This window comes from Alloalcanivorax sp. C16-2, assembly GCF_046507615.1.
Classification (GTDB): Bacteria; Pseudomonadota; Gammaproteobacteria; order Pseudomonadales; family Alcanivoracaceae; genus Alloalcanivorax; species Alloalcanivorax marinus_A.
The window spans coordinates 457,050-480,019 of record NZ_JBKFTL010000002.1 but is presented as its reverse complement, the minus strand read 5'-3'; the positions used below and the strand labels follow the sequence as shown (position 1 = coordinate 480,019).

Below are 22,970 nucleotides of genomic sequence, written 5' to 3'. Positions count from 1 at the left end.
TGATATCGGCCACGGCGTCGCGGACTTTAATTACCTGCCCGGCGCGAACGGTCGAGGGTGTGGAAATAAAAAAAGGTTCATCGCGCTTTGGCGGGAAATCGATGCGGGCGGTCTCTATCCGGGACGCGGATCTGTGTGGGTGCCTTCCGGGATCGCTCAAGCCGTCCCTGGGCGCTCCCGTTTTTGGCATCCCTGCCAAAAAGGGTCCCGGAAGGCACCCACACAGCTCCGCTTCGAGGCGGCGGCACCGTTCCGGGTGCGAACAACGATGAACCATAAAAAAGGGCCCCGAACGGGGCCCTTCATGGCGACCGGATGGAACCGGTTTAGCCGAGCAGGGACAGCACGCCCTGAGGTACCTGGTTGGCCTGGGCCAGTACCGAGGTGCCCGCTTGTTGCAGGATCTGGGCGCGGGTCATGTTGGACACTTCCACCGCGTAATCGGCGTCCTCGATGCGAGAGCGGGCCGCGGTCAGGTTGGTTTCCGTGGTGCTCAGGTTGGTGATCGCGGACTCGAAGCGGTTCTGCATGGCACCCAGCTCGGAGCGCAGGCTGTCGACGCTGCTCAGGGCGCCGTCCAGGGCCTTCAGCGGGTCCACGTTCACGGCTTCGCCTTCGGTAACGGTGCCGTCGTCGGCGATGACGACTTTGTTGTAGGTGCCGTCGCCGTTGTCACGCAGGTACTCACCGGTACCGTTGCCTTTGGCGTCATTGATCTCGGTGATGTCGGCGCTGTCCAGGCTGGTGGCGGTGTCCAGGGTCACGTCGGCCATCACGCTTTCCACCGGACCGTTCTCGGTGTCCACGTCGGCGGCGTCCACGGCGGTGCCGGAGCTATCGAAGGTCAGGGCGGACGCGTCGGAGGTGTCCACCGCGTAGTAGTTGCCGTCCGCGGCCAGGGCCACGTAGCCGGTGCCGTCGGCTTTCTCGTAGATATTGCCTTCCGCGCTTACGTCGGCCAGGGCGGTGCCGCCGGTGCTGTCGGTGAGGTCGGCCAGGCCGGAGGTGCTGAACTTGGCGGTAACGGAATCACCATCGGCGGCGGTGGCGCCGAAGTTGGCGGATTGCACGGATTCCTTGGTGACGTCGAAGCTGTCCAGGTTCAGGGTTTCGGCGTTGATTTCCTTCAGGTTCATGGTGATTTGCTCACCATCGTTGGCGCCTACCTGGATGGAGAATTCCTGGTTTGATGCCAGAACCTTCACGCCGTTGAAGTTAGTCTCCTGGGAAACACGGTCGATTTCGTCCAGGCGCTGGTTGATCTCGTCCTGGATGGAGGACAGGTCGGATTCACTGTTGGTGTCGTTCTGAGCCTGTACGGTCAGTTCACGAATCCGCTGCAGGTTGTCGTTGACCTGGTTGAGGGCGCCTTCCGCGGTCTGGGCCACGGAGATGCCGTCATTGGCGTTGCGCTGAGCCTGCGCCAGACCGGTGGTCTGGGCGGTCATGCGGTTGGCGATGGCCTGGCCGGCGGCGTCGTCGGCGGCGCTGTTGATGCGCAGGCCGGAGGACAGGCGCTCCATGGAGGTTTGCAGCGCGCTCTGGGATTTGCCCAGGTTCTGCTGGCCGATCAGGGCCGTGATGTTGGTGTTGATGACTGACATAGCGATGTCCTTCTCTGGTTTTTCACCGTTTGGATTGAGAGCAACGGCGCGGGCCGTTACCCCGTTTTTCGGCGGCGACCGGTCAGGCTTTAGGGTTGACCGAAAAAAAACGCATTAAGCCAGTTTGCCCTTTGCCTGACGCGGGCCGGCAAAATTTGCATATAAAGGATGCGGAGTGGGAACCGATACACTGATTTCAGGCGTTATTCGAGGACATTGGCCATGACACCCTCTCCAGAAGCATTCGACCGGGTCGAGCATCCGGGCCGCATTGAGGAATTGCTGAACGCACTGGCTCGCCCCGGTGGGGCCGCGCTGGCATTGGAAGGGCGCGACAGCGATCCGTTACCGGTGGTGCTGGCGGAATTCGAGCCCGGTCGCGTGCTGGTGCTGGATGTCACCGCGCTCGGCGAACGGGTCGGCAAGCTGCGTCGTGGGCTGGGCTTCCGACTGGTGGGCCAGGGTGATGGAGGCATGGTGCGCACGCCGTTACTAAAGGCCATTCGTGTGCAGGAAGAGTCCGGGCGCCACTGGTTGCACTGCGCCTACCCCGGTGAGCTGGAGTGGCAGCAGCGCCGGGATGCCTTCCGGGCCGCTCTGCGCGTGGGCATGGAGGCGTCGGTGCTGGTGCGTCATGAGGAAAGCGGCGTTTCCGGGCTCGGTGATCTGCGTGACCTTTCGCTGACCGGATGCCGGGTGGAACTGGTGGCCGGCGGTCTTAACGACGAGCTTGAGGACGAACGGCAACTGTTGTTGGAGATCACCTTTCCCGATGGCAGCCGCTTCAAGAGCGCCGCCCGGGCCCGTCACCTCAAGGCCGATCCCGGTCGTGGCACGGTCAGCGCGGGGTTTGAGTTCGAGACACCGGATCCGGCCCAGGAACGGCGCCTGTGGTTCATGGTGCGGGAGGTGGAGCGGGAGGCCGCCCGGGTGGCCGGTGGCGACCGAACTGACCTGGCCGCCTCGTCACTATTCCGCCCGGCGGCGCCGGCGCCGCTGAGAGCGCACCCGAATTCCCGTTTCCCGGTACCGCCGATGGTCGACCGCCTGGCCCCCAGCGCCGCCTGGCTGGACACCCAGATGCTGGCGTTGCGCCAGGGGGAGCATGTCGACGCGGTGCAGCTTTCCCGTCAGGCCGAGCGGCTGCTGGAACTGCAGGAAGAAGACCGGGAAGGGCTGCTGTTCGCCACCCGCTGTTTGAACAATGAACCGCTTCTGGTGCGCCACGGCCTGGGCGTGGCGGTGCATTTGCTGGATTTCGCCCGTGCCCGTGATATGCCCCGGGCGCTTTGCAAGGCGCTGACGGCGGCGGCCATGGTGCATGACCTGGGCAAGGCCCTGTTGCCCAGGGAATTGCTGGCGTTGCCGGTGCTGGACGAGCGTCAGCATCGCTGGGTGCAGGGCCATGTGCCCCTGTTGCTGCAGCGTCTCGACACCTGTGGCTGGCTGTCCACGCCGGTGGTGCAGGCCGTGGTGCGTGATATCAATGAACGGCTTGATGGCAGCGGTTACCCTCATCGTCGCGACGGCGACGAACTGAGCGACCTGGCGCGGCTGGCTTCGGTGGTGGACGTGGCGGACATTCTGTCTCGCCAGCGGCCCGGGCGCGAACCCTGGTCGATCACGGATATTCATCGCTGGCTGGAAAAGAACGACAGCCGCTTCGACGCGCAATGGGTGGCGCGTTACCAGGCGCATTTTGGCCGTTGGCCGGTGGGATGTCTGGTGCGCTACCCGGACGGCCTGATCGGTCGCGTGGCGTCACTCGACGAACAGGGGCTTCCCGTGCGGGTCCGGTTGCGCTCCGACGACGGTGGCTGGCTGGATGGCGAGGCGCTGACGCGGCGCGGCGAACCGGAGAGCTCGTTGCCGGCGCCGGCGGATTGAAATGCTTCCTAAAGTCCTGTGTGGATACGCCGATAGCCTGGAAAAGCGACCCTTGCCGGGCGTTATTCCGCCGCTACCGGGGCGGCCGGTCCGGCGACAATACTCCCCGGCGAACACAGGAAGCACAGTCAGATGGCCTCAATTTCCTCGTTGGGTATCGGTTCCGGGCTCGACCTCAACAGCCTGCTGGATCAGTTGGAAGCCTCCGAGCGCCAGCAACTGACACCCATTACCCTCAAGCAGCAAAGTTATCAGGCGAAAATCTCCGCCTATGGCAAGCTGGAGAGCGCGCTTACCAGCTTTCAGGACGCGGTCGCCAAGCTCGCCGACGGTAAGCAGTTCGAGGCGGTAAAAAAAGAGGTCTCCGGTGATGCGCTGAGCGCCACTCTGGGTGATGACGCGCTGACCGGGAATTACGATCTGGACGTCAGCCAGCGCGCCCGGGGCTACAGCATCGCCACCCAGGGCATCGCCGCCGCGAATGAAGCCCTGGGCGCCGGTACGCTGAACATCACGCTTGCCAACGGCGACACCCTGGATCTGGAAATCGGCGAGAAACAGAGCACGCTGGAGGGCATTCGCGATGCCATCAATGACGCCGGCGGTGGTATCCAAGCGTCGCTGATGAACGACGGTGGCGATACCCCTTATCGCCTGGTGCTTTCCTCCACGGCCACCGGCACCGAGGCCGCCATCGATTCGGTGACCTTCGGCGGCGGGCTGGGCCCGTCCCTGGCCCTGGACCCGGATTCCGAGGTGCCGGCGCTGAACGCGCGGCTCACCATCAACGGCATCGCCGTGACCAGCCAGAGCAACCAGGTGGAGGATGCCATTCAGGGGGTCACCCTCAACCTCAAGGAAACCGGCACCGCCACCCTGGACGTAACCCGTGACGGCGCCGGTATCAAAAAGGCGGTGAAGAGCTTCGCCGATGCCTACAACACCCTGCAGGAAACCCTCGATAACCTGACCCGTTTCAATCAGGACACCGGGGAGAGCGGCGCTCTGCTGGGCGACGCCACCTTGCGTGGTATTGAGTCCCGGCTGCGTTCGGTGGTCAGCGGCGGCGGCACCGGCGGGGCATTCAATACCCTCGCCGACATCGGCATCACCCTCAAGGTGGATGGAACCCTGGAGGTGGATGAGGAAGCGGTGGACGACGCCGTCGACAACCAGCTTGGCGCGCTGGCTGATTTCTTCACCGGACGCGCCGACAAGGATGGCCTGGCCGTGCGCCTCGATGACGCGCTTGCCGACATGGTGGATGACGGCGGCACCCTGGACGATGCCACCGAGGGGCTGGAAACCAGCATCGAGACCCTGCAGACCCAGTACCTCCGTACCGAGGACCGCATCAACAGCACGTTGGCTCGTTACCGGACACAATTCCAGAAACTGGACAGCATGATCGCGGAGATGAACTCCACCAGTTCCTACCTCACGCAGCAATTCGACGCCCTCAACGCACAGCTGGGCCAATAAACCGCCACGTCGGAAGGAAGGGGTTATGACAACATCGCATGGAGCGGCCGCCTACGGTCGCGGCGCCGGGGCCTATGCCCGGGTGGGAGTGGAAAGCGGCGTTCTGTCCGCCAGTCCCCATCAACTGATTACCATGTTGTTCGACGGCGCGGCCTCGGCGATCCGTACCGCCCGGCTGCACATGGAGAACCAGCGCCCGGCCCGCAAAGGCGAAGCCATTTCCAAAGCCCTCGACATCGTCAATAACGGCCTGCTGGCGGCGCTGGACCGGGACAAGGGCGGCGAGGTGGCGGAACGGCTGGCGGCCTTGTACGACTACATCGCCAGGCTGCTGCTCAACGCCAACCTTCGCAACGACCCGGCCAGCCTGGAAGAGGCTGGCCGTCTGCTTGAGGACATCGCCTCCGCCTGGCGCCAGATCGAGCCCGCGAAGGCCCAGGGGGGCGAATGACGAAGACCGCGCCGAGCCGGGCTCCCAGTACCGGCGAACAGGTTCTGCAGGCCTATGAAGGGTTGCTGGTGCGCACCGGACGCATGCTCGAACACGCCCGGGGGCAGGATTGGAACGCGCTGATCGAGGAAGAAAGCCTGTACGTGCTGGACGTGGAGCGTCTGGCCCGGGGGGAAGTGTCCGTGCGGCTCAATGAACGTCAGCGCCACCGCAAGGCGGAACTGCTGGAACGGATTCTGGAGAGAGAGCGCGGTGTGCGTCTCTGCCTGGAAACCCGTCGCGAGGAACTGGATCAGTTGATCGGGCTGTCACGTCGCCGACGGGATTTGAACCGCTCCTACGGTGCCCAGGAGGCCGCCGTGGTGGACGGGCGCTTCGATAAAGGGCGCTCGTGAGCGGCATTACGCCGATTCTCGACACCTTGTTGCACCAGGTACTGGGCAAACGGGTGGACGTGCCTCTGGTGCGCCCTCAGCCAGACCCGGTGCGCCCGCTGTTGGGGGCTGAGGCGCTCACCGCGGTGCGTAGTGACTCCCGTCTTGATCCACGGGCGTTGCCGGCCCGGGAAGGCGGCGCGCCCGCCACCGAGGGCGAGGCCGGCCGGCCGACGCCAGCGAAGGCCGACCCCGTCAGCGGCTCCACTCGTACTCATTTCAGCCCCGCCGCGCGCACCATCGCCGATCTGCTGGCCCGTTATCCGGCGCCGCCGTCGGCGGTCCGTCAGCCCACCCCGCTGATGCCGGCCGGCCAGCAAGGGGCGCCGGAGCTGGCAACCCGGCTACGCGGCAGCCTGGAACAAAGCGGTCTGTTCTACGAGTCCCATCTGCAAGGCTGGTTCCAGGGGAGACGGGACGCCGCCACCCTGGTCCGGGAGCCGCAGATGCGCGTTTTCCTGGAAGCCCGTGGTGTTTCACCGGCCCCGCTTCGGCCGGAGGGCGCCGGGGTCGATCCGGCACCGGGTGGCGCGGTACCCGTTCGCCCGGCGAACGTGGCCGCCCCGACGGTGGGCGGCTCGTCATCGACGACGCCTTCCGGAGCCGGGGACCGCTCCGCCCCGGGGTCCACGTCTCCCGGCGTGGAGGCGGCCGGGCGAGCGCTCCCTGGCGATGAGCCGGCGCGCTCCGCGGCGCCAGCCTTTTCCGAGACCCAGCGGGATGTCCTGCACGGCGTGTTGCGCCACCAGCTGGAAATGCTCGCCACGCCGGTATTGCGCTGGGAGGGGGATGTCTGGTCCGGCATCTTCATGGCGTTGATGATCCAGCTTCCCGAGAAACCGCCGCAACACCGGGAGCACGCCTCCGGAGAGGAAGCCGGTGGGGACGAAGCCGGCCAGCCCTGGCGCACCGGCCTGACCCTGAGCCTGCCCGCCCTGGGGGAGGTGCGGGTACGCCTGGCGCTGGAGCGGGACCGTCTCGATCTGACTCTCGGCGCCGCCGAGGACACGGCCCGGCGGCTGCGCGCCGGCAGTGCCCGTCTGCGGGAGCGGCTGGTCAATCTGGGGTTGGGCGGCGTCCACCTCAGGGTTGTGGAGGAGGGCGCCGATGAGCGATGAACGAGGCCCCGAGGGGGGCCGTCGCCGCGCCGTGGCGCTGGCCTACCGGGATGGCGATGACGCCCCCCGGGTGCTGGCCCGGGGCTATGGGGAACTGGCCGAGCGCATCATCGCCGAGGCGCGGCAACGCGATATCTTCGTGCATGACGCCCCGGAACTGGTGGCGTTGCTGATGCAACTGGATGTGGATGAGCGTATTCCATCGGCGCTGTACCAGGTAATCGCCGAGCTGCTGGTTTGGGTCAGAGACCTGGACGAGCGGGAGGGGGAGCGTTCCCGCTGATAGGTTAAAAGCATGATTTTCCCGCCCTTCAACTCCTTCACGTGGCACTAACAGGTCTCTATTTTGACCAAATCCTTTAATGTGAATTGCGTCACAAAAAAACAATCGATATGTGATTTTATTCACAATAAAGTATGAGCTTCACGCCAAAACTGTGATACGTTTCAACCATAAAATGCCAACTCAAAGTGACTAGACATTGGCCTGGTCTAATGATTTTCTCGTATCACCCGGTGCCCGTCACCACATGGACGGATGGGGCCGGATGGAAGCCAGAGGCTTTCATTTCAATGGGAACCGGGTTCTACCCGGTTGGGGTTATCGAAGGAGCAAGCGCACCCATGAACATCGACGGCGTTCTCAATGAAATCCAGGATCTGAATCTGTCCTACATGCTGCTGGCGCAGCGTCTTCTTAACGAGGACTACGCCACCGCCCTTTTCCGGCTGAAGATCGACGAATCGCTGGCGCGGGTGCTGGTGTCATTGTCCGCCAAGCAGCTGGCGCGCATGGCGCGCACCAATCAACTGCTGTTCCGCATGCACCTCGATGACGCCGACCAGGTCACCCAGCTTACCCGTGACAAGCGTGAACAGGGGCTGGGCCAGACCCACGCCTCCCTGCTCATGGCAGCCTGCGACTACTGAGGGGGCGTCATGGTGGAGAAGAGTCTGGTCGGCGAAATGCAGCAGGTGCAGCTCGCCATTGAACTGATTGAACTGGGGGCACGGCTTCAGGTACTGGAGTCGGAGATCGGATTGAGCCGGGGGCGGTTGATTCGTTTGTACAAGGAGGTGCGGGGTGCCTCGCCGCCCAAGGGTATGCTGCCGTTTTCCACGGACTGGTTCATTACCTGGTTGCCGAACATCCACTCATCGCTGTTCTATGGTTATTACCGTCAGCTTACCGTCCAGCACGGCTGTGAGCGCATGGAGGGGTTCGTCAAGGCTTACCGGTTGTACCTGGAGCAGGTGGCCCTGGACGAAGCGGAGCCGGTTCTCGGGCTGACCCGCGCCTGGACCCTGATCCGCTTCTTCGAAAGCGGTTTGTTCGAGCTGTCCGAATGCACCTGCTGTGGTGGACGGTTCGTCAACCATGCCCACACGCCCAGCCAGGACTTCGTGTGTGGTATTTGCCAGCCGCCGTCCCGGGCCGGCAAAACGCGAAAGAAGTCGGTCGCCGGTAAGGCCATTGGTGCCTGAGACCGGCGTTGTCCGAGCCGCCCGCCGCGCGCCCGCGCGGCGGGTGACGGGCCGCTAGCGGCCCGGCCACCGATAAATTCCTGTCCGTTTTCCTCAAGTCCCGGGTGTTTCCGCCGATACGCACGGTAATGCGATACACGCTGTAGGAAGGACACCCGTTGTGCTGATAGCTCTAGGTTTTCTGATCGTCGCGATTTCCGTGTTCGGTGGCTTCTCCCTGGCCGGCGGACATCTGGGGCCGCTCTATCAGCCCACCGAGATCCTGATGATCGTCGGCTCGGCCGTGGGGGCCTTCGTGGCCGCCAACAATGGCAAGGCGATCAAATCCACTCTGCGTTCCGCCAGTCGTCTGAAGCGCACCAAGCGCTACGACAAGGACATGTACATGGAACTCATGGCGCTGCAGTACAAACTGCTTACCAAGATGCGTCGCGAGGGGGTGCTGGGGGTGGAAAAGGACATCGAGAATCCCGGCGAAAGCGTGTTGTTCACCGAGCACCCGCGCATTGCCAGCGACCCGCTGATCATGGGCTTCCTGACCGACTATCTGCGCCTGATGATCAGCGGCAGTGTCGACCCGCTCGAGCTGGATGAGCTGATGACCCACGAGATCGAGGCCTACGAACACGAGGCGCACATTCCCGCCGACGCCCTGCTCAAGGTGGGCGATGCCTTGCCCGCCTTTGGCATCGTGGCGGCGGTGCTGGGGGTGGTGAAGGCGCTTGCCTCCGCGGATTCCGGTGCCGACGAAATGGGCATGATGATCGCCCACGCGCTGGTGGGCACCTTCATGGGCATTCTGCTTGCCTACGGCTTCGTCAATCCGGTGGCCAGCCGCATCGACCGCCAGGTGGCGGAAGGCGTGAAAATGCTGCAGTGCGTGCGCGTCACCCTGCTCGCCAACCTGAACGGTTACGCGCCGCAGTTGGCGGTGGAGTTCGGGCGCAAGGCGCTGCACAGCGCCGAACGGCCTTCCTTCGATGAACTCGAGGAGCATGTGCGTTCAGCGCGCTCCGGCGGGGGCGGCCAGGCATGAGCAACAGCCAGCGCGCCATCGTCATCCGGCGCCCGCGGCGTAACCAGCCGGTTCATCATGGCGGCGCGTGGAAAATCGCCCTGGCGGATTTCATGACCGCCTTGATGGCGTTGTTCCTGGTGCTGTGGATTCTTTCCACCGCCTCGCCGGCGGAGTTGCAGGGGCTGGCGGAATACTTTCGCACGCCCCTGAAGGTGGCGCTCACCGATGGCGACCGCGATTCCTCCAGCACCAGCGCGATTCCCGGCGGCGGACCCGACCCGGTTCATTCCGACGGCGAGCAAGCGCGCATCGATCTGCGCCGGCAAAGTCGCCCGGCTCAGGAAAGGCAGCGCTTCATCGACCTGCGTCGGCGCATGGAAAACGTTATCCAGAGCGATCCCAACCTGCGCGACATGCGCCAGCAGATGCGCTTCGAGATGACCCCGGACGGCCTGCGTGTGCAGCTTATGGACACCCAGGAAAAGCCCATGTTCGAGCTCGGCAGTGACCGGTTGTCCGAGGCCATGCGCCGGGTACTGCGTTCCCTGGCGCCGATTCTCAACGACGTGCCCAACCGGCTCAGCATCAGCGGCCATACCGACAGCCTGCGTTACGCCGGTGGCGGCACCGGCTACAGCAACTGGGAGCTTTCCGCGGACCGGGCCAATGCATCGCGCCGGGCACTGGTGGCGGCCGGCCTGGACCCGGACAAATTGCTGCGCGTCACCGGCATGGGGGATCGCGTGCCGGTGCCGGGCAGCAACCCCGGCGACCCGGTCAACCGCCGCATCACCCTGGAGGTGCTTACCGATCAGGCGGCGCGACGTCTGAGCGCGGCGAGTCGCCCGGACAGCCTGGGCACCCCCACACAACCGGTTGTGGAGTGATCATGGATATCACCGATTTCTACGACACCTTTTTCGAGGAAGCGGACGAACTGCTGGCGGAGATGGAGTCCCATCTTCTCGAGCTGGACGTGGACAACCCGGATCAGGAACGGCTCAACGCCATCTTTCGCGCCGCCCACTCGATCAAGGGTGGTGCCGGTACCTTCGGGTTCGAAGCGCTGCAGCGTACCACCCACATGCTGGAGAACCTGCTCGACTACACCCGGCGCGGGGAACTGGCCCTGCGCCGTGACATCGTCGATACCTTTCTGGAAGCCAAAGACATGTTGAACGACCAACTGGAAGCCTATCGTCAGGGCGGCGAGCCGGACCCGGAGGCCCTGGAGCGGATCTGCGAAACCCTGCGGCGGCTGGCCCTGGAGGAAATCGGCGAGGAGGCGGACGTGGAAACCGCGCCCACCACCACGTCCAAGGCGCCGGAACCGAAAGCCGCGCCGGTGGCGTCCGCCAGCGGAGGACGTTTCGAGGTGGCCTTGTTGGAGGTGGAAGACAAGGACCGGGATCTGCTGATCGAGGAGCTGGGGCAGCTTGGTGACATCGAGACCCGCGACGGTGACGCGGAGCGCTATCGGGTGATCCTGTCGTCGTCCCTGAGCGCGGACGACATCGAGGCGGTGATGTGCTTCATCGCGGAGCCCGAGCAGTTGGAGATTAAGGCGCTTGACGTGGCCCCCGCCGAACCTGCCCACGCTGCGCAACCCGCCGCCGCCGAAGCCGCTTCCGCCACGGCCACGGCGAGCCCGGAGCCCGGCGAGGCCAAGGCCGGCGGCGACAGACCGCCGGCGCCCGCCGAAAAGGCACCGGCCAAGACCGCCAAGGGCGGTGAATCCACTTCCATTCGCGTGCCGGTCACCAAGGTGGATCAGATCATTAATCTGGTGGGCGAGTTGATCATCACCCAGTCCATGCTCAATCAGGTCGCCGAGGACTCCGAGACCCTGGACGATGGCGCCCTGGTCAACGGTCTCAACCTCCTGCAACGCACCGCCCGGGATCTGCAGGAAGCGGTGATGTCGGTGCGCATGGTGCCCATGGACTATGTGTTCAGCCGGTTCCCGCGTTTGGTGCGCGACCTGGCCGGAAAGCTTGGCAAGGATGTGGAGCTGGTCACCGAGGGTAAATCCACCGAGCTGGACAAAGGTCTCACCGAACGGATCATCGACCCGCTCACCCACCTGGTGCGCAACAGCCTGGACCATGGCATCGAAACCCCGGAACGCCGCGAGGCCGCCGGTAAGCCGCGCACCGGCAAGCTTACCCTGTCCGCCCAGCACCAGGGCGGCAATATTCTCATCGAGGTGATTGATGACGGCGCCGGCCTGAACCGCGAGAAGCTGCTCGCCAAGGCGCGCAGCAACGGGCTGCCGGTGTCTGATTCGATGAGCGACGATGAAGTCTGGCAACTGATCTTCGCGCCGGGGTTTTCCACCGCCGAGGAGGTCAGCGACGTATCCGGACGTGGCGTCGGCATGGATGTGGTCAAGCGCAATATCCAGGCCATGGGCGGCCATGTGGAAATCCTGTCACAGCCGGGACAGGGCACCACCACCCGTATCGTGCTGCCTCTGACCCTGGCGATCCTGGACGGTATGTCGATCCGGGTTGGCACGGAGACCTTCATCCTGCCGGTGAGCGCGGTGGTGGAGTCCCTGCAGCCCGCCGCCGGTGACCTCTATGCCATGGCCGGCGACGACACCCTGCTCAAGGTTCGCGAGGACTATTTGCCGGTGGTGGCGGTGCACCAGGCCATGGACGTGGCCGGCGCCATCGACGAGCCGACCCGCGCCATCGCCGTTATCGTGCAAGGGGAGGGGCGCCGTTACGCGCTGCTGGTGGATGAACTGGTGGGCCAGCAGCAGGTGGTGGTCAAGAACCTGGAGACCAATTACCGAAAGGTGCCTGGCGTGTCCGCCGCGACCATTCTCGGCGATGGCCGCGTGGCGCTGATTCTGGACGTGGCCGACCTGCACCGGCTTAGTCAAAGCAAGAAGGAAAACCGTATTTTCGGGAATCGCTCCCAACCTTTGCAAAAAGAGGTAGAACCGTCATGAGCAACGCCACCGCTTTGGAACACACCGTCGTCGCGGAAGCCGGCAGCCAGGAATTCCTGGTGTTTTCCCTGGGCGACGAAGAGTACGCCATCGACATCCTCAAGGTTCAGGAAATCCGTGGCTACGACAATGTCACGCGCATCGCCAATGCGCCGGAATTCATCAAGGGCGTGGCCAATCTGCGTGGCGTGATCGTGCCAATCGTCGATCTGCGCATCAAATTCCGCCTTGCCAAGGCGGACTATGACGACCAGACCGTGGTGATCGTGGTGAACATCGCCGACCGCGTGGTGGGTATCGTGGTCGACCGGGTCTCCGACGTCATGACGCTGACCGCCGAGCAGCGCAAGCCGGCGCCGGAGTTCGGTGTCAATCTGCCGCTGGATTACATCCACGGTCTGGGCAACCTGGACGAGCGCATGCTGGTGCTGGTGGATATCGAGAAATTGCTGACCAGCGAGGAGATGGCGCTGGTGGAAGAGGCCAGCGAGTAAAGCCCCGGCGCATGAACGACAACCACGAGAAAAGGAGCCCTGATGCGTGACAATCAGCCGGTGACACAACGAGAGTATCAGCTTGAATCCGAGGACTTCCTGATCTCTCGCACCAATCTGCGCGGACGCATCACCTACGCCAATCCGGCTTTCGTCACGGTCAGTGGCTTCGATAAGGACGAGCTGGTGGGCGCGCCGCACAATATCGTGCGCCATCCGGACATGCCGGAAGCCGCCTTCGAGAACCTTTGGGAGTGCATCAAGGCCGGCGACATCTGGATCGGCCTGGTCAAGAACCGCCGCAAAAACGGGGATCATTATTGGGTGCGTGCCCATGTGACACCGATCACCGAGGACGGTGAGATCGTCGGCTTCGTGTCGGTGCGCCTGAAGGCGGACCGCCCCTCCATCGAAGCCGCCGAACGTGATTACACGGCGATTCGCGAGGGCCGGGGCCGGCATCTCTATCTGCACAAGGGGGAGGTGCGCCGTCGCGGCCCGTTGGCCGCCCTGCGGCGTTGGAACCCGCATTCGGTGAGCAGCCGCATGGGCTTCCTGTTCATCGCCGCCGCCGCTTTGGTGCTGGCCACCGCCGGCGTCGGGCTGCGCGGTCTCGGCGACGGCGAAGCGGTAGCGCGCGCCTGGCTGATCGCCCTGGTCTGTGGCGGCCTACCATTGTTGGCGCTGGGCTTCCGCCTGGTAACCCGCTCGGTGCTGGCGCCGGTGCTGACGGCGGGCCGCTTCACGCTGCAGATCGCCGCCGGCAATCTGGCGGCGCGCCCGCCGGAGCGCATGGGCGGTGAGTTGGGCATGCTGGTCATGGGCCTGAAGCTGATGCGTCGAAGTCTTGGCAGCATCGTCGGCCATATGCACCGGGGCATGGCCGTGGTGGCGCCGGCGGCCCACGACATCGCCCAGGGCAACGAGGACCTTTCCTCCCGCTCCGAGCAGCAGGCCAGTTCCCTGCAGCAGACCGCCGCCAGCATGGAGCAGATGACCGCCACCGTCAGCCAGAACGCGGACAGTGCCCGCCAGGCCAGCGAGCTGGCGTCCGACGCCTCCAGGGCGGTGTCCGAGAGCGGTCGGGTAATGGGTCAGGTGGTCGAGACCATGGGGCGTATTACCACCAGCTCCGAGCGCATGGCGGTGATCATCGGCACCATCGACGGTATTGCCTTCCAGACCAATATTCTTGCCCTCAACGCTTCGGTGGAGGCGGCCCGCGCCGGTGAGCACGGCAAGGGATTCGCGGTGGTGGCCGAGGAAGTGCGCAACCTGGCGGGTCGCTCCGCCGAGGCGGCCCGGGAGATCCGTGAGTTGATCGATGGTTCCGGTCGCGAAATTGAAAGCGGCGCCGGCCTGGTACGGCGGGCGGAGAGCGCCGTCGAATCGGTGGTGGCTTCGGTGACCCGGGTCAACGACATCATGGATGATATCCGTGCCGCCTCCGAGGAACAGAACACCGGCATCAACCAGATCAACCAGGCGGTGGCGCGGATGGACGCGGTGACCCGGCAGAACGCCGACCGGGTTCAGGCTTCCGCCACCGCCTCCGCCTCCCTGGAACGGCAGGTGAGGACCCTGACCCATTCCATGGGCGTGTTCCGCCTGCACGGTGGCCCGGAGACGGCGCCGCGCACCGCTACCGGGCGCCGCGTCGCGGTCGCCCATGAGGAGCCCACCCATCTTGAGCGATAACGCTGAACGTCAAAGTACCGAAGCCGTGGTTACCCCGGACCGGGATCTGGTGTTCCGCGACGCCGACTTTGACCGCATCCGGGCGTTGATTTACCGGCGCGCCGGAATCGTACTCGCCGGGCACAAAAGGGACATGGTCTACAGCCGGGTGGGGCGGCGGGTGCGCCAGCAGGGTCTGACCCGCTTCCAGGACTATCTGACCCGGCTGGAGCAGGACCCCGGCGGCGCCGAGTGGGAAGCCTTCACCAATACGCTGACCACCAATCTCACCGCCTTCTTCCGTGAGGCCCACCACTTCCCGTTGCTCGCCGACCACCTGCGTGGTCGTACCGGGCCGGTGCGGGTATGGAGCGCCGGCGCCTCCACCGGCGAGGAACCCTATTCCATCGTCATGGCGTTGCTGGAAACCCTGGGCGACCGCGCCGACATCGAGGTGCTGGCCACCGACATCGATACCGATGCCCTGGACCGGGCCCGCCTGGGGGTGTACCCACTGGCCCAGGTCAACAAGCTCGAGGAAAGCCGCCGCCGGCGCTTTTTCCAACGCGGCAGCGGCCGGCGCGCCGGCTTTGCCCGGGTGCGCCCGGAGGTGGCGGCCCGTGTGCGTTTCGAGCCTCTCAATCTGGTCGCCCCGGGGTGGCGGGTGACGCCGCCGTTCGATGCCATCTTCTGCCGCAATGTGATGATCTACTTCGACCGTGACACTCAGGCTCGCATCCTGGAGCGCTTCGCGCCGCTCCTGAAAACGGATGGCCTGCTGTTCGCCGGCCATTCCGAGAGTTTTTCCTATATCAGCGACCGCTTCCGGTTGCGCGGCCAGACTGTTTACACGCCGGTGCGTTAAGGCTCCCTGGGGCAGGCCCTAAAGAACCTGGCGACGCCGCCGATAACCACAGCATGGAAGACGCTCGCCACGTGCCGGCGTCCGTAGCAGGGGGGACTGATCTTGGGCGGGAAAAAAATAACGGTGCTGTGCGTCGATGATTCGGCGCTGATCCGTGACCTGATGACCGAAATCATCAACGACCAGGATGACATGGAAGTGGTGGCGGTGGCCCCGGACCCGTTGGTGGCCCGGGACCTGATCAAGCGTCACGACCCGGATGTGCTGACCCTGGACGTGGAAATGCCGCGCATGGACGGTCTGGATTTTCTGGAACGGCTGATGCGGCTGCGGCCGATGCCGGTGCTGATGGTGTCCTCGCTGACCCAGGCCGGTTCGGAAGTGACGTTGCGGGCGCTGGAACTGGGCGCGGTGGATTTCGTGCAGAAGCCGGCGCTGGGCATTCGCACCGGCATGCTGGAGTACGCCAATTGCATCGCCGACAAGATACGCGCCGCCGCGCAGTCGCGGCCCCGCCGTTTACAGACGGCGCCCGCCGCGGCGGCACCGCAACTGAAGCCGGTAATGGTATCCAGTGAAAAACTGGTGATTCTGGGGGCGTCCACCGGCGGCCCGGAAGCGATTCGTCAGGTGCTGGAGCCGTTGCCGCCGAACTCGCCGGCGATCCTGATCGCTCAGCATATGCCCGGCGGCTTCACGCGCTCCTTCGCGCAGCGCCTGGACCGGTTGTGCCGGGTGTCGGTGAAGGAGGCCGAGGATGGCGAGCGGGTGCTGCCCGGTCATGTCTACGTGGCGCCGGGGGATCACCACCTGAAGCTGGTTCGCAGCGGCGCCAATTACGTGGTGCGCCTGGACGACGGGCCACCGGTGAACCGGCATCGGCCATCGGTGGACGTGCTGTTTGAATCGGCGGCCCGGCAGGCCGGCGGTAACGCCATCGGCATCCTGCTTACAGGCATGGGCAAGGATGGCGCCGAAGGGTTGCTGACCATGCGCCGCGCCGGCGCCCACACCCTGGCGCAGGACCAGGACAGCTCGCTGGTGTTCGGCATGCCCCGCGAGGCGATTGCCCGGGACGGCGCCACCGAGGTGCTGCCCCTGGATCAGATGGCGCCGCGCCTGATGGCGCTGGTGGCCGCTTCCGGCCGCGCCCAACGGGTGTGAACAACGACGAGAATCCCTGACAGAGGAAACCCTGGTTATGCTTAATCTCCCTCGTAACCTGAAGATCAATACAGCGGTGGCCGGCGCGCTGGTGGTATGCGCCCTGCTGATCGCTCTGTTGTTCGGCCTGCGCCTGCTTAACAACCGCATGGCCGACGATGCCATCGGCACCCTCAACCAGGTCAACGTTGAGCAGCTCAATCAGGTGAGTCGCGCCACCACGCTACTCAACCAGGCGCGCATCGAAATGGATCTGGCCGCCGATTACCTGGACATGGGAATGCGCATGATCGCGGCCGATCAGGTGCAGAACGTGGGCGGCTTGCTGGACCGTGCCGAGGGGCGTTTCAAACGTTTCAGTGAAACCGAGACCACCGAGGCCGGGCGCGAGCTCGCCGTGGAACTGAGCACCGCCTTCGGCAAGGTAATGGAGCTTACCCGTCAGCAACTCGACACCCTCAAGGATGGCTCGCTTAGTGATTATCGCGCGCTGCGCCAGCAGTTGCTGGGGCCGGGCACCAACCTCAACAAGCGCCTCACCGACTTCACCCACTACGCCGATCAGCGCGGCAGCGAGGTGATGGACGGTTACCACCAGGAATCCACGTTGTTCTCGCGCATTGCCCTGGGCGCGGTGATCAGTGCCGCGCTGGTGATGCTGTTCATCTACCTGGGTCTGCGTCGTATCGTCGTTCAGCCCCTGGAGAAAGCGGTCGATACCCTGCAGCGGATTGCCCGGGCCGACCTGTCCGAGCGCATCCCGGTGTATGGCCGTAACGAGGTTGGCAAGCTGTTCGCCGCGATGCGAGACATGCAGGACAGCCTTGGCGGCATCGTTACCGACGTACGCGCCAGCAGCGGCTCGATCCTGGTGGGCAGCTCCGAGATCGCGCGGGGCAACATCGATTTGTCCTCGCGTACCGAACAGCAGGCCGCCTCCCTGGAGGAGACCGCCACCAGCATGGAAGAGCTCACCGCCACGGTGAAGCAAAACGCGGACAACGCGCGCCAGGCCAGTAGTCTGGCCAACGACGCTTCCGGCACCGCGTCCCGGGGCGGTGACGTGATGGATCAGGTTACCGTCAAGATGCAGGGCATCAATGAAAGCTCCCGCAAGGTGGCGGAGATCACCGGGATGATCGACTCGATCGCCTTCCAGACCAACATTCTGGCGCTCAACGCCTCCGTGGAGGCGGCCCGTGCCGGTGAGCAGGGCCGGGGCTTCGCGGTGGTGGCGGGGGAAGTACGCAATCTGGCCGGCAACAGCGCCGACGCCGCCCGCGAGATCAAGCAACTGATCGAACGTTCCGCGGTGGAGGTGCAGGAAGGCTCCGCGCTGGTGGAGCAGGCCGGTGAAACCATGAAGGAAGTGGTGGCCGCGGTGAAGCGTGTCACCGACATCATGGACGAGATCTCCGCCGCCTCCCAGGAACAAAGCGGCGGCATCGAACAGGTCAGCCAGGCGGTCAGCCAGATGGACGAAGCCACCCAGCAGAACGCCTCGCTGGTGGAACAGGCCGGTGCCGCGGCGGCATCCCTGGAAGAGCAGGCCAAGCGTCTGGAGCGGGCGGTGGCGATCTTTCGCCTGGCCGACGCCACCGGCCCGGAAGCGGCGCCGATGATGGTGTCCCTTGCCGATGATGACAACGACCGCCCACCGGTGGTCGCTGAACCCGGCGCGGCGCTGGAACCCGAAGAGCAGGCATGGGCGCCGACGGTGGACGATGAAGAGCAGGCCGGGCCCCGCCGCGATGCCCGCGCCGAGCCCCGCCCGGTGCGTGAGACGTCGCGCCGGGAGGCGGTCACCACCGAGGACGATTGGGAAGAATTCTGAACCTTAACGCGCCGGGCCACCGCCCGGCGCCGCGACGCAGTGAGAGGAAATGATGGACAAGGGCATGAGTATTCTGGTGGTGGACGACTTCCCCACCATGCGGCGCATCGTTCGCAGCCTGCTCAAGGAACTGGGCTTCACCAACGTGGAGGAAGCCGAGGACGGCCAGGAAGCCTTGACCAAGCTGAAAGCCGGTGGGTTCGACTTCGTGGTGTCGGATTGGAACATGCCCAACCTGGATGGTCTGGAAATGCTCAAGCAGATCCGTGCCGATGACGCGATGAAATCCCTGCCGGTGTTGATGGTCACCGCCGAGGCCAAGAAGGACAACATCGTCGCCGCCGCCCAGGCCGGTGCCAATGGCTACATCGTCAAGCCGTTCACCGCCGTGACCCTGGAAGAGAAGCTCAACAAGATTTTCGAGAAGCTGGGCAAATAACGCCCGGTCTTCGCGATAGGAGAAGCGACTATGAGTGGTGACGCGCGGCCGACGAACGAGCAGACGCATAATGACGATCTGGTGCAGCGGATCGGCCAATTGACCCGCATGCTACGCGACAGCATGCGAGAGCTGGGGCTGGACAAGGAAGTGGAGAAAGCCGCCGAGGCGATCCCGGATGCCCGCGCGCGGCTCAATTATGTAGCCTCGATGACCGAGCAGGCCGCCAACAGGGCTCTCAATGCCGTGGATCGCGCTCAGCCGCTCCAGGACGAGATGGAAAGCCGTGCCCAGGCGCTGGATGAAAAGTGGGGCGCCTGGTTCGAGAACCCGATCGAGCTGGATGACGCCCGCGAACTGGTCACCGAAACCCGCCGCTACCTGGGCGCGGTGCCGGCCATGGCCCGGGATACCAACAAGGAGTTGTTGGAGATCATGATGGCCCAGGATTTCCAGGACCTGACCGGCCAGGTGATCAAGAAAATGATGGAGGTGATTCAGGAGGTCGAGCGTCAGCTGCTGCAGGTTCTTCTGGAGAGTGTTCCGGAAGGCGAGGAGCGGGAAGCCATGCGCCAGCGCATGGACAACAGCTCCGCCGAGGTAGCCCGCCAGCGCGAGGAAGCCGGTTTGATGAACGGCCCGCAAATCAAGCCCGAGGGCGAGGATGTGGTCAGCAGCCAGGATCAGGTCGACGATCTGCTCGACGAACTGGGTTTCTAGCGACCGCGCTTCCCAGGAATAGCCGCCGATAGCGGTCGCTTATCGGCGGTTTGCTGTTCGCCGGCCTGGCCGACAATGCTCCGCGAGAGCAATAGCGCGCGGACGTCGCCATCATGGCCGATCAGACCGAAGACCAGGAAAAAACCGAAGAGGCCACGCCCCGAAGGCGCGAGAAAGCCCGCGAAGAGGGGCAGGTGGCCCGTTCCCGGGAGCTCACCACGGTACTGCTGCTGTTCGCCGGGGTGGGCGGCCTGTGGGCACTGGGGCCGGCCCTGTTTGGCCGGGTCGGTCTGGTCATGGAGCAGTCCTTCCTGTTCGACCGCCAGCAGGCGTTCGACGCCACCGTGATGCTGACCCACGCCGGCGACCTGGGGGCACGGGCTTTGTTCGGCCTGTTGCCCCTTTTTCTTTTGCTGGCGGTGACCGCCCTGATCGCCCCCAATCTGCTCGGCGGTTTCCTGATCTCGGCCAAATCCCTTAAGCCGCAACCCGGCAAGCTCAACCCGGTCAAGGGTTTGAAACGCCTGTTCTCATCACAGGCCCTGGCGGAACTGGCCAAGGCGATCGCCAAATCGGTGCTGGTGGGGGTGGTGGCGGTGAGTTTCATGATTGCCCACCGGGGCGAATTCATGTCGCTCATGGATCAGCCCCTGCGGCAGGCCCTGGCGGACGCCCTGCGCCTGGCCGCCATGGCCTGTGGCCTGATGGTGCTGTCGCTGATCGTGGTGATCCTGATAGACGTGCCCTACCAGCTCTGGAGCCACGCCAAGAAGCTGCGCATGAGCAAGGAAGAGATCAAGCGCGAGCACAAGGAGAGCGAGGGCGATCCCCAGCTCAAGGCCCGCATTCGTGGCCAGCAGCAGGCCATGGCCCGCAACCGCATGATGACCAAGGTGCCGGACGCCGATGTCATCGTCACCAACCCCACCCACTATGCGGTGGCGCTGAAATACGAGGAGCGGAGCATGAACGCGCCCCGTGTCGTGGCCAAGGGCGCCGACGCGGTGGCGGCGCGCATCCGTGAGTTGGGTGTCGAGCACCGGGTGCCGCTACTGGAAGCGCCACCGCTGGCGCGTTCCCTGTACCGTCACGTGGACCTGGACCGGGAAATTCCCGGTCCGCTCTATACCGCCGTGGCGGAAGTGCTGGTGTGGGCGTTCCGCCTGAAGCGGGCCCGGGAAGAGGGCACCGAGACTCCGGTTACCCCCAGCGGCCTGACCGTGCCGCCGGAGCTGGAGGTGGCGCCATGAAAGCGCTGAGCCCTTATCTGGGACCGATGCGCGGCCTGGCCGGCGCCGACGGCAAGCTGCTGGCCGGCCCGCTGTTGATCCTGCTGATCATGGCGATGCTGATCCTGCCGTTGCCACCGTTCGCCCTGGATCTGTTCTTTACCTTCAATATCGCGCTGTCGCTGATGGTGCTGCTGGTCAGCATGTTCACCCTGCGTGCCCTGGATTTCTCCGCCTTCCCGGCGGTGCTGCTGTTCACCACCCTGCTGCGCCTGGCCCTCAACGTGGCCTCCACCCGGGTGGTGTTGATGGAAGGCCACGAAGGCGGCGCCGCCGCCGGCAAGGTGATCGAGGCGTTCGGCCAGTTCCTGGTGGGCGGCAACTTCGCCGTCGGTCTGGTGGTGTTCCTGATCCTGGTGGTGATCAATTTCATGGTGATCACCAAGGGCGCCGGCCGTATCGCCGAGGTAGGCGCGCGCTTCATGCTCGACGCCATGCCCGGCAAGCAGATGGCCATCGACGCCGACCTCAACGCCGGCCTGATCGGCGAGGAGGAGGCCAAGCAGCGGCGCGCCGAGGTGTCCCAGGAGGCGGACTTCTATGGCTCCATGGACGGCGCCAGCAAGTTCGTGCGTGGCGATGCCGTGGCCGGCCTGGTGATCATGGCGGTGAACATCATCGGCGGGCTGATTATCGGCATGGTCCAGCACGACCTGTCGTTCGCCGACGCCGGCCGTACCTATACCCTGCTCACCATCGGCGATGGCCTGGTGGCGCAGATCCCGGCACTGGTGATCTCCACCGCCGCCGGCGTCACCGTGTCCCGGGTCAACACCGAGCAGGACGTGGGCCAGCAGATGATCGAGCAACTGCTCGTCAATCCCAAGGTGTTGATCCTGTCCGCCGGTGTCATGGGCCTGCTGGGCCTGGTGCCGGGCATGCCCAACTTCGTGTTCCTGCTGTTCACCGCCGGGCTGGCCGGCGCCGCCTGGTATCTGAGCCGGCGCAACGACCAGCGCCTGGTGGAAGAACGGATCCAGGCCGAGCCGCCGCCCCAGCCGGAGGCGCCGGAGGCGAGCTGGGACGACGTCCAGTTGATCGACACCCTGGGCCTGGAAGTGGGGCACCGCCTGATCCCCATGGTCGATTACCGCCAGCAGGGGGAATTGCTCGGTCGCATCAAGAGCGTGCGCAAGAAATTCGCCCAGGAGGTGGGGTTCCTGCCGCCGGTGGTGCACATTCGCGACAACCTGGAACTGGGCGCCAACACCTATGTGATCACGCTCAAGGGGGCCGAAGTAGGGCGTGGCGAGGCCTATCCGGGCAAGTGGCTGGCCATCGATCCGGGCCAGGTGTCCGGCGAGGTCAATGGCACCGCCACCCGCGACCCGGCCTTTGGCTTGCCGGCGGTGTGGATCGAGGAAAAACAACGGGAGCAGGCCCAGGTGTATGGCTACACGGTGGTCGACGCCAGCACCGTGGTGGCTACCCATCTTAATCACCTGCTGCACGGCCACTCCGCCGAAATGCTCGGCCGCCAGGAAGTGCAGCAACTGCTCGACAAGCTCGGCGACGCCAACAAGGGGCTGGTGGAGGATGTGGTGCCCAAGGTGGTCTCGCTCACCACCCTGCAGCGCATTTTGCAGAACCTGCTCGACGAGGATGTCTCGATTCGCGATCTGCGCACCATCCTCGACACCCTGGCGGAGCACGCGGCGGAAGGTGCCGGGGCCCATGATCTTACCGCCCTGGTGCGGGTGGCCCTGGGCCGGGCCATCACCCACCGGTATTTCCCTGGCCAGGAGGAGTTGCGCGTGATCGGCCTGGACAACCAGCTCGAACAGGTGCTCAACCAGGCCCTCAATGGCGGTGGCGCCCTGGAGCCCGGCCTGGCGGACACGCTCATGAATCAGGCCGCCGTCGCCCTGGAGCGTCAGGAAGCCGCCGGCGATCCTCCGGTGCTGGTGGTGCCCCACAATCTGCGGCCATTGCTGGCCCACTTCCTGCGCCGTCGTCTGCGTCACCTGGCGGTGATGTCCCAGGCGGAGATCCCCGACGACCGGGGGGTGCGCGTGACCCAACTGATCGGCGGACCGTCCTGAGGGAGCCT

General features: G+C 64.9%; 21 protein-coding genes. 20 read left to right on the top strand and 1 reads right to left on the bottom strand.

Features of this window, described 5'->3' with window-relative positions; genetic code table 11:
• Nucleotides 1-326: 326 nt before the first annotated feature.
• Nucleotides 327-1,604, bottom strand: a complete 1,278-nt coding sequence (locus ACLD02_RS12420; protein ID WP_410298837.1) for a FliC/FljB family flagellin — start codon at nt 1,602-1,604, stop codon at nt 327-329.
• A gap of 222 nt (nt 1,605-1,826) precedes the next feature.
• Between ACLD02_RS12420 and ACLD02_RS12415 the strand changes: the two genes are divergently transcribed.
• The 20 genes from ACLD02_RS12415 (at nt 1,827) to flhA (ending at nt 22,962) form a co-directional block, all read left to right on the top strand.
• On the top strand, nt 1,827-3,491 hold the full coding sequence (locus ACLD02_RS12415) for an HD domain-containing phosphohydrolase (RefSeq protein ID WP_410298836.1): 1,665 nt from the start codon (nt 1,827-1,829) through the stop codon (nt 3,489-3,491).
• A gap of 132 nt (nt 3,492-3,623) precedes the next feature.
• Nucleotides 3,624-4,973: a flagellar filament capping protein FliD gene (gene fliD / locus ACLD02_RS12410; protein ID WP_410298835.1), complete on the top strand. Its 1,350-nt coding sequence runs from the start codon at nt 3,624-3,626 to the stop codon at nt 4,971-4,973.
• 25 nt (nt 4,974-4,998) lie between these two features.
• Nucleotides 4,999-5,424 (top strand): flagellar export chaperone FliS, encoded by a 426-nt coding sequence (gene fliS, locus ACLD02_RS12405; RefSeq protein WP_203105140.1) that lies wholly within the window; start codon nt 4,999-5,001, stop codon nt 5,422-5,424.
• Entirely contained in the window at nt 5,421-5,819 is a 399-nt protein-coding gene (locus tag ACLD02_RS12400) for a flagellar protein FliT (RefSeq protein WP_203105139.1), read from the top strand. Before fliS ends, ACLD02_RS12400 begins: the two co-directional genes overlap by 4 nt.
• Nucleotides 5,816-6,976: a flagellar hook-length control protein FliK gene (locus tag ACLD02_RS12395; RefSeq protein WP_410298834.1), complete on the top strand. Its 1,161-nt coding sequence runs from the start codon at nt 5,816-5,818 to the stop codon at nt 6,974-6,976. The genes ACLD02_RS12400 and ACLD02_RS12395 overlap by 4 nt, the downstream gene beginning before the upstream one ends.
• Nucleotides 6,966-7,259: an EscU/YscU/HrcU family type III secretion system export apparatus switch protein gene (locus ACLD02_RS12390; RefSeq protein ID WP_203105137.1), complete on the top strand. Its 294-nt coding sequence runs from the start codon at nt 6,966-6,968 to the stop codon at nt 7,257-7,259. Before ACLD02_RS12395 ends, ACLD02_RS12390 begins: the two co-directional genes overlap by 11 nt.
• Nucleotides 7,260-7,600: 341 nt before the next feature.
• Entirely contained in the window at nt 7,601-7,906 is a 306-nt protein-coding gene (flhD, locus tag ACLD02_RS12385) for a flagellar transcriptional regulator FlhD (RefSeq protein WP_203105136.1), read from the top strand.
• Between the two features lie 9 nt (nt 7,907-7,915).
• Nucleotides 7,916-8,461 (top strand): flagellar transcriptional regulator FlhC, encoded by a 546-nt coding sequence (gene flhC / locus ACLD02_RS12380; RefSeq protein WP_203105135.1) that lies wholly within the window; start codon nt 7,916-7,918, stop codon nt 8,459-8,461.
• A gap of 160 nt (nt 8,462-8,621) precedes the next feature.
• Nucleotides 8,622-9,497, top strand: coding sequence for a flagellar motor stator protein MotA (gene motA, locus ACLD02_RS12375; protein ID WP_203105134.1), 876 nt, complete (start codon nt 8,622-8,624; stop codon nt 9,495-9,497).
• Nucleotides 9,494-10,366, top strand: coding sequence for a flagellar motor protein MotB (gene motB / locus ACLD02_RS12370; RefSeq protein ID WP_203105133.1), 873 nt, complete (start codon nt 9,494-9,496; stop codon nt 10,364-10,366). The genes motA and motB overlap by 4 nt, the downstream gene beginning before the upstream one ends.
• Nucleotides 10,367-10,368: 2 nt before the next feature.
• On the top strand, nt 10,369-12,438 hold the full coding sequence (gene cheA, locus ACLD02_RS12365; RefSeq protein ID WP_410298833.1) for a chemotaxis protein CheA: 2,070 nt from the start codon (nt 10,369-10,371) through the stop codon (nt 12,436-12,438).
• Complete coding sequence (locus ACLD02_RS12360) at nt 12,435-12,932, top strand: chemotaxis protein CheW (protein ID WP_410298832.1); 498 nt, start codon at nt 12,435-12,437, stop codon at nt 12,930-12,932. Before cheA ends, ACLD02_RS12360 begins: the two co-directional genes overlap by 4 nt.
• A gap of 42 nt (nt 12,933-12,974) precedes the next feature.
• Entirely contained in the window at nt 12,975-14,630 is a 1,656-nt protein-coding gene (locus ACLD02_RS12355; protein WP_203105130.1) for a PAS domain-containing methyl-accepting chemotaxis protein, read from the top strand.
• The gene (locus ACLD02_RS12350; protein ID WP_238401085.1) at nt 14,620-15,474 is read left to right on the top strand and encodes a CheR family methyltransferase; all 855 of its coding nucleotides are present in this window, start codon (nt 14,620-14,622) and stop codon (nt 15,472-15,474) included. The genes ACLD02_RS12355 and ACLD02_RS12350 overlap by 11 nt, the downstream gene beginning before the upstream one ends.
• Before the next feature lie 162 nt (nt 15,475-15,636).
• A complete protein-coding gene (locus ACLD02_RS12345) occupies nt 15,637-16,638 on the top strand; it encodes a chemotaxis response regulator protein-glutamate methylesterase (RefSeq protein WP_238401106.1) in 1,002 nt (333 codons plus the stop codon).
• Between the two features lie 37 nt (nt 16,639-16,675).
• Complete coding sequence (locus ACLD02_RS12340; RefSeq protein ID WP_203105127.1) at nt 16,676-18,472, top strand: methyl-accepting chemotaxis protein; 1,797 nt, start codon at nt 16,676-16,678, stop codon at nt 18,470-18,472.
• A gap of 49 nt (nt 18,473-18,521) precedes the next feature.
• Nucleotides 18,522-18,911, top strand: coding sequence for a chemotaxis response regulator CheY (cheY, locus tag ACLD02_RS12335; RefSeq protein WP_203105126.1), 390 nt, complete (start codon nt 18,522-18,524; stop codon nt 18,909-18,911).
• A gap of 30 nt (nt 18,912-18,941) precedes the next feature.
• On the top strand, nt 18,942-19,631 hold the full coding sequence (cheZ, locus tag ACLD02_RS12330; RefSeq protein ID WP_203105125.1) for a protein phosphatase CheZ: 690 nt from the start codon (nt 18,942-18,944) through the stop codon (nt 19,629-19,631).
• 113 nt (nt 19,632-19,744) lie between these two features.
• Nucleotides 19,745-20,881: a flagellar biosynthesis protein FlhB gene (flhB, locus tag ACLD02_RS12325; protein ID WP_203105124.1), complete on the top strand. Its 1,137-nt coding sequence runs from the start codon at nt 19,745-19,747 to the stop codon at nt 20,879-20,881.
• Nucleotides 20,878-22,962 (top strand): flagellar biosynthesis protein FlhA, encoded by a 2,085-nt coding sequence (flhA, locus tag ACLD02_RS12320; protein ID WP_203105123.1) that lies wholly within the window; start codon nt 20,878-20,880, stop codon nt 22,960-22,962. Before flhB ends, flhA begins: the two co-directional genes overlap by 4 nt.
• Nucleotides 22,963-22,970 lie beyond the last annotated feature (8 nt).

Coding starts and splice junctions, on each gene's coding strand:
- ACLD02_RS12420 (WP_410298837.1), bottom strand. CDS start 1,604: ATGTCAGTCATCAACACCAACATCACGGCCCTGATCGGCCAGCAGAAC.
- ACLD02_RS12415 (WP_410298836.1), top strand. CDS start 1,827: ATGACACCCTCTCCAGAAGCATTCGACCGGGTCGAGCATCCGGGCCGC.
- fliD (WP_410298835.1), top strand. CDS start 3,624: ATGGCCTCAATTTCCTCGTTGGGTATCGGTTCCGGGCTCGACCTCAAC.
- fliS (WP_203105140.1), top strand. CDS start 4,999: ATGACAACATCGCATGGAGCGGCCGCCTACGGTCGCGGCGCCGGGGCC.
- ACLD02_RS12400 (WP_203105139.1), top strand. CDS start 5,421: ATGACGAAGACCGCGCCGAGCCGGGCTCCCAGTACCGGCGAACAGGTT.
- ACLD02_RS12390 (WP_203105137.1), top strand. CDS start 6,966: ATGAGCGATGAACGAGGCCCCGAGGGGGGCCGTCGCCGCGCCGTGGCG.
- flhD (WP_203105136.1), top strand. CDS start 7,601: ATGAACATCGACGGCGTTCTCAATGAAATCCAGGATCTGAATCTGTCC.
- flhC (WP_203105135.1), top strand. CDS start 7,916: ATGGTGGAGAAGAGTCTGGTCGGCGAAATGCAGCAGGTGCAGCTCGCC.
- motB (WP_203105133.1), top strand. CDS start 9,494: ATGAGCAACAGCCAGCGCGCCATCGTCATCCGGCGCCCGCGGCGTAAC.
- cheA (WP_410298833.1), top strand. CDS start 10,369: ATGGATATCACCGATTTCTACGACACCTTTTTCGAGGAAGCGGACGAA.
- ACLD02_RS12360 (WP_410298832.1), top strand. CDS start 12,435: ATGAGCAACGCCACCGCTTTGGAACACACCGTCGTCGCGGAAGCCGGC.
- ACLD02_RS12355 (WP_203105130.1), top strand. CDS start 12,975: ATGCGTGACAATCAGCCGGTGACACAACGAGAGTATCAGCTTGAATCC.
- ACLD02_RS12345 (WP_238401106.1), top strand. CDS start 15,637: ATGACCGAAATCATCAACGACCAGGATGACATGGAAGTGGTGGCGGTG.
- ACLD02_RS12340 (WP_203105127.1), top strand. CDS start 16,676: ATGCTTAATCTCCCTCGTAACCTGAAGATCAATACAGCGGTGGCCGGC.
- cheY (WP_203105126.1), top strand. CDS start 18,522: ATGATGGACAAGGGCATGAGTATTCTGGTGGTGGACGACTTCCCCACC.
- cheZ (WP_203105125.1), top strand. CDS start 18,942: ATGAGTGGTGACGCGCGGCCGACGAACGAGCAGACGCATAATGACGAT.
- flhB (WP_203105124.1), top strand. CDS start 19,745: ATGGCCGATCAGACCGAAGACCAGGAAAAAACCGAAGAGGCCACGCCC.
- flhA (WP_203105123.1), top strand. CDS start 20,878: ATGAAAGCGCTGAGCCCTTATCTGGGACCGATGCGCGGCCTGGCCGGC.